Here is a 17,685-nt window from a genome sequence, read left to right on the forward strand (position 1 = left end):
TGACAGCGGTGAGGGAAGCTCGATGAACAGTCACGAAGTGGATTATGAGATCTTTGGTGACGCCATGCAGGTGGTTGAGGTGGAACTCGACCCTGGAGAAACGGTGATCGCCGAGGCCGGAATGATGAACTACATGGAAGACGGCATCGCCTTTGAAACCAAACTGGGCGATGGCTCGGACCCGGAGCAGGGCTTCTTTGGCAAGCTTTTCTCTGCTGGTAAACGCGCTATTACTGGTGAATCGTTGTTCATGACCCACTTTGAGAATCGTGGTGAGGGCAAGCGCCGGGTCGCTTTCGCTGCACCCTATCCCGGGACCATCATGCCGGTGGCGATGGGCGCGGTGGGCGGGGTGATCTACTGCCAGAAAGATGCGTTTCTGGCGGCCGCGCGTGGCACCCGGATCGGGGTTGCGTTTTCGCGCCGCCTGGGCGCCGGTTTCTTCGGTGGCGAGGGCTTTATTCTGCAGAAACTCGAAGGCGACGGTAATGTCTTTTTGCAGGCTGGCGGGACGCTGGTGCGTAAAGAACTCAATAATCAGACCTTGCGGGTCGATACCGGCTGCCTGGTGGCGTTCAGTAGCGGCATCGATTATGACATCGAGATGGTGTCCGGGCTGAAGTCGATGCTGTTCGGCGGGGAGGGGATCTGCCTCACCACCCTCAGTGGCACCGGCACGGTCTGGCTGCAAAGCCTGCCTTTCTCCCGCCTGGCCGACCGACTGTTGGCGGCGGCTCCTGGTCTGGGCGGCAGCGACAAGGGCGAATCCTGAGGTCAATCCGGGGACTTGTTCCGGGGCACGGGTCTGATTAACCTAGCTGCGCCCACCAATCCAGCCAAGGACTCCAATCATGTGTGAACTGCTCGGGATGAGTGCCAATGTTCCCACCGACATCTGTTTCAGCTTCACCGGTCTGATGCAGCGCGGCGGGCGCACCGGTCCGCATCGTGACGGCTGGGGGATCACCTTTTACGAAGGGCGGGGGATTCGCTCTTTTCACGATCCGGAACCCAGCGTCGAATCGCCGGTAGCGGAGCTGGTTCGGCGTCATCCGATCAAAAGCCATGTGGTGATCAGCCATATCCGTCAGGCCAACGTGGGCGATGTTTGTCTGGCCAACACCCATCCGTTTTCCCGTGAGCTGTGGGGGCGAATGTGGGCCTTTGCCCATAACGGCCAGCTGGATGCGCGCATCTTCGACCTGCCGCTCGATTTTTACCGTCCGGTGGGTACCACTGATAGCGAATACGCATTTTGCTGGCTGCTGGGGGAGGTTCGGCGGGCGTTTCCCGAACCGCCCGATGACTATCCGGCGTTGATTGCGTTTATCCGCGAACGCTGCGACAGCCTGCGCCAATTGGGGGTTTACAATATGCTGCTGAGTGACTCTCGTCACCTGCTGGCCTACTGCAGCAGTAAACTCAGCTGGATCACCCGACGGGCCCCCTTTGGGCACGCCTCTCTGACCGACGCGGAAGTGACGGTAGATTTCTGCCAGGAAACCCAGCCCACGGATGTGGTAACCGTTGTGACCACCGTTCCCTTGACGGACAACGAAGTCTGGACCCCGATGGAACCGGGTGAGCTGTTGCTCCTCAAGGATGGCTTGGAGATTCCAATTAACGGTTAATTAAGCGTTTTCTTATCAACAGGGGTTTGCAGCCCGGCTAAAATCTGCTTGAATCCGACTAAAGTATATTAGACTTAGGTGCCCGTCATTTGGAGCGGCGCACTTGTGGGATCATCATGCAGGACTGCACTACAACAATAAACGCAGCGGACACGCTTCCCTCATCCGGTCAGGATTATCATACCTTACTCGACGTCTTCGATCGCGCGTGTCAGCGTTACGGAACGCGCCCCGCCTTCACCAGTCTGGGCTACAGCATCAGCTTTCAGGAGCTGGAGCGGCAGAGCCGTGCCTTTGCCGCCTACCTGCAGTGCCATACCGACCTGCAGCCGGGCGACCGCATCGCCATCCAGCTGCCCAACCTGATTCAGTACCCGGTGGTGCTGTTCGGCGCTCTTCGGGCGGGATTGGTGGTGGTCAATACCAATCCGCTCTACACCACTCAGGAGATGCTGCACCAGTTCAGCGACGCCGGCATTCGCGCGCTGGTGGTGCTGTCCAATTTGGCCGACAAGGTGGAGAAGATTCTGCCCCGGTTCGGTATCGATCATCTGATTATCACTGATCTTGGGGATGCGTTGCCGCTGTGGCGGCGCTTGCTGGTCAATACGGTGGTGCGTCATGTGAAAAAACTGGTGCCTGCTTACCAGCTGCCGTCGGCCATCAGCTATCGACAGGCGCTGGGTCTGGGGCAGGGAGAGCGCTATCAGGCGCCGGACATTGATCCGGATGATCTGGCTATTCTGCAGTACACCGGCGGTACCACCGGTATCGCCAAGGGCGCGATGCTTAGCCACAGCAACCTGGTTGCCAATGTGCGCCAGGTGAAGAAGGCGATCGGCGGTATCTTTGATCCCGAGGGCGAAATTGCCATCGCACCGCTGCCGCTTTACCACATCTACTCCTTCACCGTGAACTGTATGGTGATGATGGAAGCCGGGGTGCAGGTGGTGCTGATCGCTAATCCGCGTGATATTCCCGCCTTCGTCAAAGAGCTCAAGCGCTACCGGTTCAGCTTCTTTACCGGCCTCAACACCCTGTTCGTGGCCCTGTGCAAGAACCCGGAGTTCCAGAAACTCGACTTCAGTCGCCTCAAGGTTACCCTGTCTGGCGGAATGGCGCTGACCCGGTCGGCGGCTGACAGCTGGCGCGCGGTAACCGGTCACGGCATCAACGAGGGCTATGGCCTGACCGAGACCTCGCCGGTGGTGTCTTTGAACCCGCCCGGTTCAGCGCAGCTGGGGACGATCGGGGTGCCGATGCCGGAAACAGAAGTGCGCCTGATCGATGACGAGGGTGCGGTCGTACCGGTAGGAGGTGTGGGGGAACTCTGTGTGCGCGGCCCGCAAGTGATGCAGGGCTACTGGAAGCAGCCGCTGGAAACCGACGCCGTGCTGGATGCCGATGGCTGGTTCCGCACCGGTGACGTGGCGCAGGTGCAGGATGACGGTTACATCCGTATCGTCGACCGCAAGAAAGATATGATCATTGTCTCGGGCTTCAACGTTTACCCGGGTGAGCTTGAAGAGGTGATCGTTTCACACCCGGATGTCGAAGAGTGCGCGGTGGTTGGCTTGCCCCACGAGGTCACCGGGGAGCAGATCAAGGCCTATGTCGTCAGTCGCAACGCCGAATTGACGGTCAAAGAGCTGCGTGACTACTGCCGGGAGCGGCTAACGGCCTATAAGGTGCCGGCGCTGGTGGAGTTTCGCAGTGAACTGCCCAAGAGCAATGTCGGCAAGGTGTTGCGCCGCCAGTTGCGCGATGCCGAACGACAGGGTAACGGCCGCAGCAACGGCAATGGCCGTGCTCAGCAAAGCAGCTGACGGATCACTCCGGGCGCGGGGCGTCGGTAAAACGCTGGTTCAGCTCTTCGAAGAAACTGTTAAAGGGGACCGTCAGCCACAAGCGCTGCAGTTGCAACATCGAACGCACGCAGGTGGGTTCGTTGCTGTCTTGCTGCAGGGCGTCCTGTAGTCGCTCCATCTGGTACTCCATCCGCAGCGCCTGATCCTCGTCCGGCGTGGTCTGTCCGCAGAGAATTTCCCGTCTGATACAGAGCAGTCGCAGTGCCCGGTCGCTGCTCGCCAGCAGCGCATCGATCCCGTCGGGGGCCGCGCTGATGCGTTGCAGTGCGTCAAGCCGCGCCGCCACCGCAGCCCGGACATCGTCAGCCAGGGTCTCTGGCAGCGTCCCATTGATCGGCTGTAACGGCGGTTGCTGGCCGTCCAGTAGCGCCTTTTCCAACTGCTGGCACTGCTGCTCTAGCTGCTGCAGTGCGCTCCAGTCCGGCTCCTGCGGATGACAACGCAGCTGGTATGCAAACAGGGCGGTTTCGAAACGGCGCTGCAAGCGCCGACCGTCAGCCAACTGATCCAGTTGCTGCTGGAACTGCTGTTGCAGCCGTGCCGGACTGAGGGGCAGTGGCTGGTGCGTGTCTTCAAGCTCAACGCATAGCGCTTCGCACTGCTGTCGGGCCTGTTCTTCGTTGTCGGCCCGCGCAGTTTTGGCACGCTGGTGCAGCTGGTTACAGGCATCGTTGAACCGCGGCCAAAGTTGTTGTTCGAGCTCCCGCTCAGTGGGCCCCAGCTGTTTCCATTGGCGTTGCAGCTCCCGGGCTTGTTCGGCACCGGCGTCAAGATCGGAGTCGCCCAGGAGGCGCTCAGCCTGCCCGGTCAGTTGCTGTTTTAGTTCGCCGTTGCTTCGGCGCATCTGGTCAAGCTGCTGCTCCAGCGCCTTGAGGCCCTGATTGAAACGTTTCTGAAGTTTCTTGCCGGGTGCTCGCTCCACCGGACTGAAATGGCGCCAGTCACTGCGCAGTTGCCGATTACTGGCCACCAGCGACTTGAGATCGGCACGGGACCAGTCGGTATGCTGGAGTAGATGATCCAGTTGCTCGCACAGCCGTTCACGCTGGCTCAGGTTCTGCTGGCGCAGTTGGCGTTGCTGGTCAAAGTAATCGCGACAGTTACTGTAGGCCCGGTCGTTGGCTTGCTGATACTGGCGTCGCAGACCGTGTGGAATCAACGGGCTGTCGAGCTGCTTCCACTGCTGCTGCAGCTCTTTGAGCTGGGCGGCACGATTGGCGACCGCCTGGGAGTCGTCGGCGGAGAGGGCTTCCATTGCCTGACAAAGGGCTTCCAGCTTGGGCCGGGTGGCAAATTGCTGCCATCCCTGCAGCTCCTGATAGCGGGCGTTGAGACGGGTAAACTGTTGTTTGTCGCGTCCGCGCAGCTGGCGCTGCTGCTCCCGTAGCGGCCGGATGGCATCCGTGGCAGCGGTGAGTGCGCCCTGGTCCAATGCTTGCTCGAGCCGTTCGAGGTGATCCCGCAGAGCGTCATCGCCCGGCTCGGGAGCCGGCTGTAGTTGCTGCTGCAGCGTGGTCAGCCGCAGCCGGCAGTGTTGCAGTAGCGGCGTGGTCGGTAACTGGCGCGGCCACGCCAGCTGCTCCAGCAGCGCTGTCAGTTGTTCAGTCTCATCAGCGGCTTGCAGCTGCGGCGCCAGCTCGTCGTAGCGCTGCCAGTGTGCCAGTCGTTGCGAAACATTGGCGTGGCATTGGTCGAACTGCTGTTGTTCGCTGGTGGTCACGGGGCGGATAACGGCCAGCTCCTGCCAACGCTGCTGCCAGTGCTCCAGTTCGGAAGTGGCGCTGCGCTGGTCGGCTGCCGTCGGCTGAGTGAGGGCCTCGGCGGCTTGTCGAATGGTCGCCAGCAACTGTTGTTGCTCACTGTGCGCGCAGGCTTGCTGGTCGCGTTCGGCCAGTTCCTCGGCGTAACGGTCTGCTTTAAGCACGCACTGGGCATGGGCTTTGTCGAACCGGGTGAGGTAGTTGTGGGCAGGTTCGAAATCGAGACTGTCCCACTGCAGTTTCAGCCCCTGAAGCTTGGCCTGGTAGTGGGGCGCAACACTCTCTTCTGCTAACTTTTCCAGCGCTTGGCACAGGTGCTGTTGGGCTTGCTGACGGCTCTGTTCGCGTTGGGCCTCGTCGCGCTGGGCGTCCTGTCGAGACTTGAGAGTGCGGTACAGGTTTTTATCGCTTTGTCGTACCTGACGAATCAGTTGCTGCAGTAGCTCGGGGTCGCGAATGCTTTCCGCTGCCAGTTGCCGCAGGGGACGGCTGTCGGCATCGGTGATCACCTTGGCCAATGCACTTTCGTCCACCAGTCGCAGTACCGCCTCTTGCCGGATCTCGTAACAGTCGCCTTTGAGCGCCACGTGCAGCAGGTAGTCGGTCTGGGCAAGGCGATCCAGCACTTGTAGCCGGCGCGCCATGGGCAGTTCGATGGCATCGAGGCCGGTGACCAGATCACACAGACGGTTGAGGGCGCTCTGGCGCACACCGGCGTCGACATCATGGTCGGCCAGTTGGCTGAGGCAGTCGACATTAACCAGTTTATTCAGCGCTTGCCGGCGGACATCGGGGTCACGGTCCTCGCGGGCGATGGTTTCGAGAATGGTTTGATCGTTATCCTGACCGGGATCGAGATTACCCACCGCTTTTTTGCGCACGTCAGACCGCGGGTGCTGCCACTTGGGGCGAAACAGGTTTGTCAGGATCAACTGCATGCCTTAACCGATCGAAAATTTATGAATGAATACCGCCAAGGCCACGAGCAGTGGCAAAGTCGGACGGCCATGGCCGCGAGGCGCGTTGGCGGTCGAGGGGACGTGTGTTTTGCGTTGTTATGGTTACATCTTCCCGGCGGCCATTCTATGACTTTTGGCGGCGCTTCGAAAGCGATTCGCTCACTCATTGCTGATGACAACGTTTGTACTTCTTGCCAGACCCGCAGGGGCAGGGACTGTTGCGACCAAGGGTGGCAAGGGCGCGAAACTCCGGTTTGCCCCGGGTGTAATACCAGCGCCCCTGCTCGCGCACGAACGCTGAACGCTCCTCCAGTTCGCCCAGCCGATCACCCTCAAGGTAGCGCGCGACGAAGTGCACCTCGCCGGCGGCGTCGGTTGGCGAACCCGCATCGCAATCACGAACCTCCAGAGCCAACCAGCGGGTGTGCTGGTCCTGTTGCTGCAGCGCCTCGATCGACAACGCCTGCCGAAAATCGCGATGATGGGTTTCAATCAGGTAATCAAAGTAACCCAGCGCAAAGGCACAGAAACGGGAGCGCATCAGCTGTTCGGCCGTGGCGGCCTGCTGTTTCTCGTGCAGCAGAGGGCGGCAGCACAAGGCAAAAGGTTGACCGCTGCCGCAGGGGCATGCGGATGACACAGGGGGGCGGGGCATCGACCGTGTACCTGTTGGCAGTTGGGGGGGCGGTTACTTTATCATAAGCGGCAATCAGGACAGGACCGACCCCATGGCTAACTCGACCCCGACATTCTACTGGCACGATTACGAAACCTTTGGCGCTACCCCCTCCCTGGATCGCCCCTGCCAGTTTGCCGGTATCCGTACCGACTGGGAGCTCAATCCCATCGGTGATCCGCTGATGATCTACTGCAAACCGGCGGATGACTATCTGCCCCATCCGGAAGCCTGCCTGATCACCGGGATCACCCCGCAAACCGCGCTTAAAGAGGGGGTCTGTGAGGCCGAGTTTATGGCTCGAATCCATGCCGAGCTGGCGCAACCGGGGACTTGCGGCGTCGGCTACAACAGTCTGCGCTTTGATGACGAAGTGACACGCTACGGTTTCTACCGCAACTTCATCGATCCCTACGGTCGCGAGTGGCAGAACGGTAACTCCCGTTGGGATGTGATCGATATGCTGCGTATGGCGCGGGCGTTGCGGCCCGAGGGGATCGAATGGCCGCGGTACGAGGATGGCACCCCCAGTCTGCGGCTTGAGGATCTGACCCGCGCCAACGGCCTGAGCCACGAGGCCGCGCACGATGCCTTGTCCGATGTGTATGCCACCATCGCCGTGGCTCGTCTGGTGAAAGAGCGCCAGCCGCGTCTGTTCGAGTATGCGCTGAAGTTACGGGACAAACGCTTTGCTGCGTCGCAACTGGACGTGGCGCGGATGAAACCGGTGCTGCATATCTCCTCCCGCTACTCGGCAGAGGTCAGTAATACCGCGCTGGTGGTGCCGTTGGCAGCACACCTGACCAATCGCAATGCGGTAATTGTTTATGATTTGCGGGTCGATCCCACCCCCTTGCTGACCCAGGCCGCGGAGCTGGTGCGGGAGAAGCTCTATACCGCCAGCCGGGATCTGGCCGAAGGCGAAGAGCGGATACCGCTGAAACTGGTTCACCTCAACCGGACCCCGATGCTGGCCCCCGCCACGATGCTCACCACCGAGGAGGCGGCTCGACTGCAGATATCCGGCGAGCAGTGCCGACGCCATCTGGGGCTGCTGCGGGCGGCCGAGGGGCTGACTGAAAAGCTGCAGCTGATCTATAGCGACCTGGGGTTCGAGAGTGGTGGCGATCCCGACTTGATGCTATACAGCGGCGGCTTTTTTTCGCCGGCTGATCGCGCGGCTATGGATCGGGTGCGCGCTACTGATCCTTCGCTGCTGGGGGAGGAAACCTTTGCTTTTCAGGACGGGCGTTTGGAAGAGATGCTGTTTCGCTACCGGGCGCGCAACTATCCCGCCACGTTGTCCGCAGAAGAACAGCAGCAGTGGGAGCAATACCGTCAGCAGCGGCTGCTTGAGCAGCCCCCGAAAGGGGCTCTGACCTTTGAGGCCTTTTACAGCCGCCTCAATCAGTTGGCAGCGCAACAGCCGGCGGCGGAGAAGATGCATCTGCTGGAGGAGCTTGCTGCTTATGGGGAGTCCATTTATCCTGTCTGAATGTTGATTCGCCGCACCGTACCGCTGTTGCTTTGCTGCCTGGTGACGCCTGCCGTTGCCGAGGAGCCGCTGCCCTATCTTGAGGTGCCGCCGCAGCCGGTCGAGGAGCTGCGCTATCACCAGATTCCGCATTCGGCCGAATTAGGCAAGCCGCTAAAGGAAGAGGATTTTCCGGAGATCCCGGTAGATCGCATCAGCGATCTGCAGGAAGACGCGGAAACTGTCTACCGCAATATGGAGACCGGCCAGTTCGATCGCGAACCGATGGTTGAGATCGCACCGCGCAACTACCCTGACATGCAGCTGCCGGAGCCCACAGTCATTCCCGCCGAACAGCCCTCCGCGCCGCCGGTCAATACCATTCCCGCCCAGCGTATCGTCGAGCGTCAAAGTGTCGGTGAAGATCGCATCTTTCAGGAGTTGAATGCCCGCGCCGCCGAAGAGGCGGAGTTGCCTCCGCCGCCGCCGATGCCGATGCCGACCGTCCGAGGAATGCGTCGGGTGAGCAGCTCCGCGCCGGTGGCTGCGGATGCTGCCACCCTCTCGGTGGTGGAGGAAGCGGCGGACTCGGAACAGTAGCCCGACGGCTAGTTGGCCGGCGGCCGCTGGGCTTCCAGCAGTAGCTGCCGCTGACGCAAGCGTTCAGCCGTGTCGAGCAGGTCCTGCCGGCTGACCGCGCGAATTGCCGCTGCCAGCTGCTCGCGGCTGTCGAAGTTCAGGTATTCCCGATCCAGCTCCTGCCAGTAGCGGTTGGTGCGATCACTCAGCTTCTTGTCCCGTTCCAGCAGGCTAACCAGCAAACTTTGCTTCAGCTGTTGCAGCCGGGTGTCGTCAATCGCCTCTACTAATGTACCGACGCCGTCGAGGAAGCTGTTGATATCGGCAACCAGCGTGCTGGTAGCGGTGGAAGGGGATTGCACCACCAGTGCGATACCGGCGCGTTCCTGAAGCGGGTATGCAGTGCTGAAGACCACGTAGCCACGCTGTTTTTCGGTCCGCAATTCGGTGTAGAAGGGGGCGGATATCAGTTTGTTGATCAGTCCAAACAGCGCCCGCTCCTTGAGGCCGTCCTCCTGCCCTTGCAGGTAGAGAATGACCGCCTTGTCATTGTGGTCAGCGGCGACCGGCAGGCGCTCAAGACCGACCTCCAGCGACTGGACCTCTCCCGGGGCAACCGCTACCGGTTTCATCTGGCTGAGCAGGCGCTGCTCCAGCACGGCGGCCAGCTCCAGCGCATCATCGCGGCTAAGATTGCCATGGGCCAGTGCTTCCAGATTACCCTGTCCCAGCAGTCTGGGGATATGCGCCTGCAGTGCTTTGGCATCGATCGCCTCCAGTGCGGCCAGGCGCTCATCAATCGACCACCCCGGCTGCATCAGCCGGTCCTGCAACTGGTCAAAGGCCAGTTCGTAGGGGGTTGACTGCTTGCGGTTCTCCAGCTGCTGGCGCATCTGGGTCTTGATTATCGCAAAGCGATCAGGGTCGACCTCAAACCCCGGCAGGCTGTCCACCACCGTTTGCAGCAACCGCTCCTGTTTGTCGCTATAGCCGGACAGGCGCAGGCTAAATCCACGAATGTGCGGGTACAGACTGGTGCTGAAGCCGGCTACGTTGGCAGGGTAGAGGTAGCTGTTAAGTTGATCGTTGACCAGCTTCACGAACAATGCGGTGAGCAGATTATGGCGCACCGTGTCGTTGGCGACGGGCGATCTCACCGTCAGGTAGAGATTGGCGCGCGGAAAGCGGAAATCATCGTCCTGTTGATACCAGAAACGTAGCCCCGGTCGTTCGACAATCGCTTGTGGCCGCTCCATCCCCGCCAGCGGTTGCAGGCTGAAGTCCTCGGCCAGGAAGGGGTTGGGCTTGGGCAGTTGGATCGCAGCTACCGGCTCCCGGGCGCGCCAGCGTTGCAGGCGGTCGTTATCGATCGCCTGCAGTTGGTAGCGGGTCTGGTAATAGGGTTCCACGCGGTCGGTGTCGATCTCGCTGGCAGTCAAGGTCAGCAGCAGATTATCCGGGTTCAGATGGCTGAGGTAACGTCGAATCAGCTCCGGATCAAACTCGCTAAACAGGTAGTCACCGTGGAGCAGTTCGGCGGTGGGATAGCGGCGCAGCTTGCCCGCCAGGCGCAACACGTCGTAGAGCTCCCGTGAGGGTTCCTTGAAACGGAAGGCGGTTTCGCTGATCTGCCGTTCTTCCGCGTAGCGCCACTCTTCGATGTCGTCGCGGGCGATAAGGTTGATGGTCGAGAACAGCAGATCAACGACCTTGTTGTAGTGGGCGAAGCCTTCCGGGGTCAATTCCACGTTGACTGAAAACGACGCCGCGTCATCGTGGTTGAAGCCGGCACCGGCACTCAGGCCTTGGGCCCAACCACGGCGCTTCAGTTCTGCCAGCAGGCTGGTGGGGCCCTCATGACCGATCAGCGCACCCAGATAATGCAGCGGTTTTTTATCCCAGTAGGGCGTTACCGGCGGCACCGGGAAGGTGGCGCTGAGCTGGTAAAGTTCACGCAAGCTTTGCACGTTCAGCTGGGCGGGAAGTTGCTTGGGCTGGAACAGCGGCGCAGACGACAATGGCAGGGTGCTGTCGCCGCTGCTGATGGCGTTGAATTTGCTCCGGGTCCATTGTTCCAGCGTGTCCAGCGATTGCGGCCCCTGAATAACCAGTGACATGCGGTTGGCGTTGTAGTGGCGCTGGTAGAACTCGCGCAGCGCGGTTTGCAGGTCTGAGTCAGGCTGGTCGCTGAGGGTGTCCAGGCTGCCCACCGAGAACTTGGCCAGCGGGTGTTCGGGGTTCAGCGCCTGTTTCAGCGCGGCGTAACCGCGGCGACCATCGTCCTTGAGCTTGGACTGGTACTCCGAATGGACGGCATGCCGTTCACGGTCGACATACTCGGGGGTGAACAGCGGGTTGATAAAGAACTGGGCGAAGCGGTCCAGCGCCGGCTCCAGATGCTGTTGATCCACATCGAAGAAGTAGTTGGTGCGGTCGTAGGCGGTAAAGGCGTTATGGCGCCCGCCATGCTCGCTGATAAAGGCCTGATAGGCGCCCGCTTGCGGGTACTTTTCGGTCCCCAGAAACAGCATGTGCTCGAGAAAGTGCGCCAGCCCCGGGTGCTGCTCAGGGTCTGCGCCACTGCCCACCGATACCTCCAGACTGGCGGCGGCCTTGTCGGCGTCCGGGCTGCTGATCAGCAGCACTTTGAGGCCGTTGTCGAGATCCAGTGCCCGGTAGCTGCGGTTATCCGCCGGGCTGGTGATCAGCTCGGCGCTGTGGCTGACGGCACTGGCCAGTAGCGCCAGCAGTAAAAAACCGAAACGCAACTGTTTCGATAGCGCAGTCATGGCATCCCTCTTCGCATCTGCAGAAAGTTCTGGTTAGAGCCGGTCAGGCGCCCGCGGTTCCCGGCGGGGCTGTTTTTCGACTCAGTGGCTGGCAGGCAATACCTGGCGGGCCAGGGCGATAGCGTCCTCAACGCTGTGCTTCTCCGGATCAAGCCGGGTGATGGCGCGCAGCGCGGTAAAGGCCTGCCCCAACTGCTGCTCCTGCTGCTTGTAGAGATCATTGATGGCCGCGTCGATGGCATCGTAGACCGCGCTGATCTGCTGGTCTCGGTTGAGCGCCGGGTTGACGTTGTTGAGAACGTTCAGGCAGGCGCGGGCAATGTTGATGTAGCGTTGGTCGAGGGGTTGGCTCACGAGTTACTCCGGTCGGCGGGTCAAAAAACAGGGTGCATTCTACCCAACCGGACCGATAGCAGCCACGGCTATGGCACTGCTGCGGTGCATTGCTTAGAATCCACGGAAAGTTAACGTGTGGGGGCAGGGATGAACAGAGAAAAGGTGGTGTTCGCGTTTTTCATCGTATTGGCGCTGACGCTCAATTTTGGCTTTTACGTGGGCGAGATCGACGACCCCGCGCACCACAACGTCTACGAGCTGTTCTTCGCCATTGTGGTCAGCCTGATCGCCACGGTGCTCAAGTTTGGCGACCGTACCCATATCGGTGCCGTGCTGCTGGCCACCAGTCTGGTGGCGGACCTTCAGCTGGTGGCTGCGGCGGTGGTCTGGGGCTTTGCCGAACATGTCAGTGCCACCGGAATGACGCCGGCGATCATGGCCAGCGTGGTGTCGCTGTCGGCCGGAGCGCTGCTGGCGAACATCACTTCGGTAATTCTATTGATGGTCGAGACGATACTGGTGCGCCGCTGAGGCTCCCATGAATAATATCTTCTTTGTCCTGTTCCGGCGTCTGCGGGCGCCCCTGATCACCCTGATCAGCGTGTACGCGGTGTCGATCTTTGGCTTCGTGCTGATTCCCGGGGTCGATGATCAGGGCCAGCCGTGGCAGATGAGTTTCTTTCACGCTTTTTACTTCGTCAGCTTCATGGGCTCCACCATCGGCTTTGGCGAGGTTCCCTACGCTTTTACCGACGGGCAGCGGATGTGGACCACGGTGACCATTTACGCCACCGTGATTGCGTGGCTTTACGGCATCGGTAAGCTGCTAGCACTGTTTCAGGATCAGGCTTTCATTCGCCTGATGAACCGGGTCGGTTTTCGCCGTCACGTCAAACGCACCGAGGACGATTTCTATCTGGTGTGTGGCTACGGCATGACCGGCTCGTTGGTGGTCAAGCAGCTGTTACGCCGCGGTATCCGCGCGGTGGTGGTGGATATCGACCAGGAAAGAATCGACGCGCTGGAAACCGACGATCTGGAGTTCAGCACCGCCGGTTTGTGCGCCGATGCCTCGGAACCGGACGTACTCACCGACGCCGGTCTGCAGCGCAGAAACTGCCTCGGGGTGCTGGCGTTGACCAACGAAGACGAGGTGAACCTCGCCATCGCCATCGCCAGCAAGCTGCTGGCCCCCGAACTCACGGTTATCTGCCGCAGCGAATCGGACGTTACCACCGCGAATCTGGCCTCGTTCGGTACCGATCATATTATCGACCCCTTCGTAACTTACGCCGAATATCTGGCGTTGGCACTGCACGCGCCCTACCGCCACCTGGCGTATGACTGGCTGACCAATCCCACCCACCGGGCACTGAGCAGTATCAAAAAGCAGACCCAGGGTGCCTGGGTGATCTGCGGCTATGGCCGCTTTGGTCGTGCCCTGCACCGCAGCTTTGCCGACAAACCGGTCAGCCTGACGCTGATTGACGTTCACCCCGAACCGGCGGGACTCGACATCCCCTATGTGCAGGGGCAGGGGACTGAGGCAGAGACCCTTGATGAGGGTAATATCCGCACCGCAGTGGGGCTGGTGGCCGGTACCGGAAACGACGCCAACAACCTGTCGATTATCATGACCGCGCTGGAGATGAACCCCAACCTGTTTACCGTAGCCCGGCAGAATCTGCACGCCAACCGGCCGGTATTTCAGGCCGCCAACACCGATCTGGTGATGGAGCCGGCGCAGATTATCGCCCACAACATTCTGTCGCTGATCAAGACGCCGATGCTGAGCCGCTTTCTGGGTTTGATGGCGCGCCAGCCGGAGGAGTGGGCCCGGGGGCTGGTCAACCGGATGAGCAACGTAGCCGGCGACGACGAGCTCGACAGCTGGGCGTTTCGGATCGGTGCGCAGGAAACCCCGGCGATACAGGAAGCCTACGACGAGGGGCGCAGCCTGACCCTGTCGCTGCTGATGACCGACCAGCGTGACCTGGAGCAGCGGCTGCCGGTGATCTGTTTGATGGTTACCCGTCGTGGCGAGTCCACCTTGCTGCCGGATAGCGACTGGTCGTTGCAACCGGGCGACAAGGTGCTGTTCTGTGGCCTGGCGGAAGGTAATCGGGAGATGCTCTGGGCGATCGATAACCGTAACGTGCTTGATCGCCTGATGGGCGATCGCAGCAGTGCCGGCGGCACGTTGTGGCGCTGGCTGCGCAGCCTGTCCACGAGCCGTTGATGGCCCACCTGCTGTTGGTGTTGACCACCCTGTTCTGGTCCGGCAACTTTGTGCTGGCGCGGGCGATGCATCTGGAGATCCCGCCGTTATCACTGGCGCTTCTGCGCTGGAGTCTGGCGTTCGTGATTCTCGCTCCCTGGGTGTTGCCGGCTCTTTGGCGTGAGCGGCAGGTGTTGCTGACACACTACCGCATGCTGCTCTTGTTGGCGCTGCTGGGGGTGGCCAACTTCAATACCTTTGTCTATCTCGGTGTGCAGCACACAACCGCCACCAACGCCACCCTGATGCAGTCGGCGGTGCCGGTGGTGATCCTGCTGTTGTCGGGTTTGCTGGGGCAACCTGTTCGTCCGATTCAGCTGATGGGAATTCTGCTGTCGCTCTCCGGCGTGCTGTTTATCGTTACCCGTGGCGACTGGTCGTCGCTGTTAGCGCTGGCTCTGAATCCCGGTGATCTCTGGATTATGGCTGCGGTACTGACCTGGTCGCTGTATACCCTCTGTTTGCGCTGGCGGCCGCAGGCGCTCAGCGCGCTGGCACTGCTTGGCAGCACCATCGGATTGGGCGTAGCGATGCTGCTACCCCTGTTCCTTTGGGAACTGGGTACCGGCGCGCATATCCAATGGTCCCGTTCCAGTGTTATGGTGGTAGGCTACGTGGCGCTGTTTCCATCGGTACTGGCGTACTTTTTCTGGAACCACGGTGTTTCCCGGCTGGGGGCGCAACGGGCAGGGTTGTATATTCATCTGATGCCGGTTTTTGGGCTGCTGCTGTCAGTGCTGTTCCTCGGGGAATCCGTACTGCCTTTTCATCTGCTGGGCATCGGCTTAATATTCGCGGGTATCTATCTGGCTACCGGCCGGCAGAGCCGGGTGCTCTAATTTTCATACTGGGGATGCAAGACATAATGACAGGACTACTTCGCTCTTTCTGTTGTGCACTGATGTTGGGTCTGGTGCTCGCGCCGCTGGACGCTGAAGCCAAGCGCTTTGGTGGCGGCGGCAGCCTGGGCAAAAGCTTTTTCACCCAGAAGAAGGCTGCGCCGGCTGCGGCTCCGCGACCAAGCAGCACCCAGCAGGCAGCCACCGGCAGCCAGCAAAAAACGGCCGCGGCGCGCCCCGGAATGGGGGGCATGCTCGGTGGTCTGCTGGCGGGCAGCTTGTTGGGCGCGCTATTCTTTGGCGGCGCGTTTGACGGTATCCAGCTGATGGATGTTCTGATCATCGCCCTGATCGGCTTTGTCCTGTTCAAACTGTTTGCCCGCAGCCAGCCGGTACGACCCCAGCCCAGTTACGCCGGGCATGCGGGGGGCGAGCAGCCAATGGCGCGACAAACCGCCGAGCCCCTTTCTGGCGGCAGCTTCGAGCCCACTCCGTTGATGTCGGCCCGCTTTGACGAGAGCGAAGTGGAGCTGCCGGGCTGGTTCAACAAAGACGCCTTTATCGAGGGCGCGCGGCAGCACTTTGCCGAACTCCAGCGGGCCTGGTCGATCAACGATCTGAGTACCATCGAAACCTACTGCAGCGCCGAGCTGTATGCAGACCTGGTAGCTGAACGGGAGCGTCTTGGCGCGGCCACTCTGGATAACGATCTGGTATCGGTGATGGCGGATATCGTGGGTTACAGCGAAGCCAATCAGGAAGCCCGATTGAGCATCAACTTCTACGGCTGGATGCGTGAAGGCGCCGGTAATGACACCACCGAGTTCAACGAGATCTGGCATTTGACTCGGGATCTGACCCGGGCCGATGCGGACTGGTTTATCGTCGGTATCGAGCAGCCTTGAGCTCCTGAAGAGCTCGACGAATCCGTGCCGGGCTGTTGCTCGGGTCGGATCCCGTGGTAAAAAGAACCCCGCCAAGGAGAGTGTGTAAAAACACTCTCGAGTTAGCGAAAATACCCGCATCAACTGATGCGGGTATTTTTTTTATGTGGCACATTCAGGGCGAATCCCGACAGCAAAGCACCTTATTCCCCGAATGATGCGCTTTATACGGCTTTTGGCGTGTTCAAATAGAGGTCTGGTTCGCGAACTTTCCCGACCGTTAGAGATCGCTAATAGAGCGGCTTGCGGCGGCAACTATCAACACAAACCAGCCACTTGGAGTGGTCTGGTTTGTACTTGTTGTAGATTGAAAATCGAACTGAACCTTAACGATTTCTATATTGATAAAACCTAAAAAGGCTTTCTGTCTAGAGTTGAGTTGGCAACCTATTCTCTTTGAAAGCTTTGACATAGGATCTAAACGCATGAATATTGTGAGCATTCATCGTTGGAGCCCAGTGAGTAGAGAACTGGACCGTCTTTTGAGATACATGTATCGCTGCTTTACCTCTCAACTTATATTTAGCCAAGAGTATTTCCAACTTATAATCTTTCGGGAAAGACTTTTCCAAAGACCTACCACTATCAGTCTTTGACATCTTGGCTGAAACCCTCAGCATTGAAGGCTTTTGCTCAACAGTCGCTTGTTTAGGATGCATTGTCTTTTGACTCGAACTAGGCGATGAGTCAGGTTTATCATAAATTTTTTTTTGTAGACCATTATTCTGACGAGACAACTTTTTCCATATGAACTTCAACAAGCGCCAAAAAGCAACCAAAATAATCAGTTGAAATGCTAAGCCTACGCCAGCTAATGCTGCAGTACCCGGATCCATTTACAATCTCCTATTTGTGACTGCTAGAAGTGTTAATTGAAAATATTAAACACTAAACAATCCCTGCTATTCATCAATACAGTTTTTTAGCCACTGGTAAATTCCATTTTTATGAATGTATTCTGCCTGCTCAACTTCTAAATACATACACGCAATAACTTCGGCAGCTGTCAGCCAAATTGAAAATTTTGGATTTTCTAGCACGAAGTCCTCTCTTTGCACTTTATTATCACCGATTTTTGCTTGTTCTACGACACCATGACCAGCCCACCTTACGAAAGACTTCTTTTGGTGGGCGTCCATATCTTGAATTAATTGGTCAAGAGTAAGCTCGACGTTAGATATATTGTGGGCAAACTGGTTTCGTAAGCAGGCAAGTCTCTCCAGAAAAATAGCCTGCTCAGGATAGAGGACGCCTAAGCATTTAAGTAACTTTACTTTGCCATACCTACCGTTGGCTTGATCTAAATGGGAGAAGCTATCTTCTAACTCTGGCGTACCCAACTTGGAGATCAATGTGTGTGTACAAGCGGCCTCAAACAATGCGCTAATCTTTATGGCAAATGACCAGTCGTCTTCTTTTAGCAGCTTGGTGTAGAACCCATCTGGTAGTGATAGCCTCTTCTCAAAGTCACCTACATTAGTAAATATATCAGTCACTTTGTTATCAGCTCCTGTGAATGCACCGACGTTGGAAAACATGCCGCCTTGTTATA

Annotated in this window: 15 protein-coding genes; 9 read left to right on the forward strand and 6 right to left on the reverse strand. The window is 59.1% G+C overall.

The features are described from left to right. Positions 1-22: 22 nt before the first annotated feature. From JJQ76_RS07720 to JJQ76_RS07730, 3 genes are all read left to right on the forward strand, one after another. On the forward strand, positions 23-772 hold the full coding sequence (locus JJQ76_RS07720; protein ID WP_210396193.1) for a TIGR00266 family protein: 750 nt from the start codon (positions 23-25) through the stop codon (positions 770-772). Positions 773-851: 79 nt separating this feature from the next. Continuing rightward, a complete protein-coding gene (locus tag JJQ76_RS07725; protein WP_210396194.1) occupies positions 852-1,631 on the forward strand; it encodes a class II glutamine amidotransferase in 780 nt (259 codons plus the stop codon). Positions 1,632-1,747: 116 nt separating this feature from the next. Further along, positions 1,748-3,457 (forward strand): AMP-binding protein, encoded by a 1,710-nt coding sequence (locus JJQ76_RS07730; protein WP_210396195.1) that lies wholly within the window; start codon positions 1,748-1,750, stop codon positions 3,455-3,457. Positions 3,458-3,461: 4 nt separating this feature from the next. Here the strand turns inward: JJQ76_RS07730 and JJQ76_RS07735 are convergent, their stop codons facing one another. Next, entirely contained in the window at positions 3,462-6,197 is a 2,736-nt protein-coding gene (locus JJQ76_RS07735; protein ID WP_210396196.1) for a DUF349 domain-containing protein, read from the reverse strand. Between the two features lie 184 nt (positions 6,198-6,381). Further along, positions 6,382-6,873 carry a YchJ family protein gene (locus JJQ76_RS07740; RefSeq protein WP_210396197.1) on the reverse strand — a complete coding sequence of 164 codons (492 nt, stop codon included), beginning with the start codon at positions 6,871-6,873 and terminating at the stop codon, positions 6,382-6,384. A 73-nt stretch (positions 6,874-6,946) separates the two neighbouring features. Between JJQ76_RS07740 and sbcB the strand changes: the two genes are divergently transcribed. Together sbcB and JJQ76_RS07750 are read left to right on the forward strand one after the other, a co-directional pair. Next, entirely contained in the window at positions 6,947-8,389 is a 1,443-nt protein-coding gene (gene sbcB / locus JJQ76_RS07745; RefSeq protein ID WP_210396198.1) for an exodeoxyribonuclease I, read from the forward strand. Further along, the gene (locus tag JJQ76_RS07750) at positions 8,390-8,968 is read left to right on the forward strand and encodes a hypothetical protein (RefSeq protein ID WP_210396199.1); all 579 of its coding nucleotides are present in this window, start codon (positions 8,390-8,392) and stop codon (positions 8,966-8,968) included. Between the two features lie 8 nt (positions 8,969-8,976). Here the strand turns inward: JJQ76_RS07750 and JJQ76_RS07755 are convergent, their stop codons facing one another. Both JJQ76_RS07755 and JJQ76_RS07760 read right to left on the reverse strand, forming a co-directional pair. Further along, the gene (locus JJQ76_RS07755; protein WP_210396200.1) at positions 8,977-11,736 is read right to left on the reverse strand and encodes an insulinase family protein; all 2,760 of its coding nucleotides are present in this window, start codon (positions 11,734-11,736) and stop codon (positions 8,977-8,979) included. Positions 11,737-11,817: 81 nt separating this feature from the next. Next, positions 11,818-12,090, reverse strand: coding sequence for a hypothetical protein (locus JJQ76_RS07760; RefSeq protein WP_210396201.1), 273 nt, complete (start codon positions 12,088-12,090; stop codon positions 11,818-11,820). Between the two features lie 129 nt (positions 12,091-12,219). Between JJQ76_RS07760 and JJQ76_RS07765 the strand changes: the two genes are divergently transcribed. The 4 genes from JJQ76_RS07765 to JJQ76_RS07780 are packed head-to-tail and all read left to right on the forward strand — an operon-like array spanning position 12,220 to position 16,094. Then, positions 12,220-12,603, forward strand: coding sequence for a DUF6394 family protein (locus JJQ76_RS07765; protein ID WP_210396202.1), 384 nt, complete (start codon positions 12,220-12,222; stop codon positions 12,601-12,603). Positions 12,604-12,610: 7 nt separating this feature from the next. Next, positions 12,611-14,311: a potassium channel family protein gene (locus tag JJQ76_RS07770; protein ID WP_210396203.1), complete on the forward strand. Its 1,701-nt coding sequence runs from the start codon at positions 12,611-12,613 to the stop codon at positions 14,309-14,311. Beyond that, positions 14,311-15,189 (forward strand): DMT family transporter, encoded by an 879-nt coding sequence (locus JJQ76_RS07775; RefSeq protein WP_210396204.1) that lies wholly within the window; start codon positions 14,311-14,313, stop codon positions 15,187-15,189. Before JJQ76_RS07770 ends, JJQ76_RS07775 begins: the two co-directional genes overlap by 1 nt. Positions 15,190-15,215: 26 nt before the next feature. Beyond that, the gene (locus tag JJQ76_RS07780) at positions 15,216-16,094 is read left to right on the forward strand and encodes a Tim44 domain-containing protein (RefSeq protein ID WP_210396205.1); all 879 of its coding nucleotides are present in this window, start codon (positions 15,216-15,218) and stop codon (positions 16,092-16,094) included. A gap of 407 nt (positions 16,095-16,501) precedes the next feature. Here the strand turns inward: JJQ76_RS07780 and JJQ76_RS07785 are convergent, their stop codons facing one another. Then, positions 16,502-16,969: a hypothetical protein gene (locus tag JJQ76_RS07785; RefSeq protein WP_210396206.1), complete on the reverse strand. Its 468-nt coding sequence runs from the start codon at positions 16,967-16,969 to the stop codon at positions 16,502-16,504. Positions 16,970-17,035: 66 nt separating this feature from the next. Next, positions 17,036-17,671: a hypothetical protein gene (locus tag JJQ76_RS07790; RefSeq protein WP_210396207.1), complete on the reverse strand. Its 636-nt coding sequence runs from the start codon at positions 17,669-17,671 to the stop codon at positions 17,036-17,038. Positions 17,672-17,685: the final 14 nt, after the last annotated feature.

The organism is Motiliproteus sediminis (assembly GCF_017912535.1).
GTDB classification, from domain to species: domain Bacteria; phylum Pseudomonadota; class Gammaproteobacteria; order Pseudomonadales; family Balneatricaceae; genus Motiliproteus; species Motiliproteus sediminis.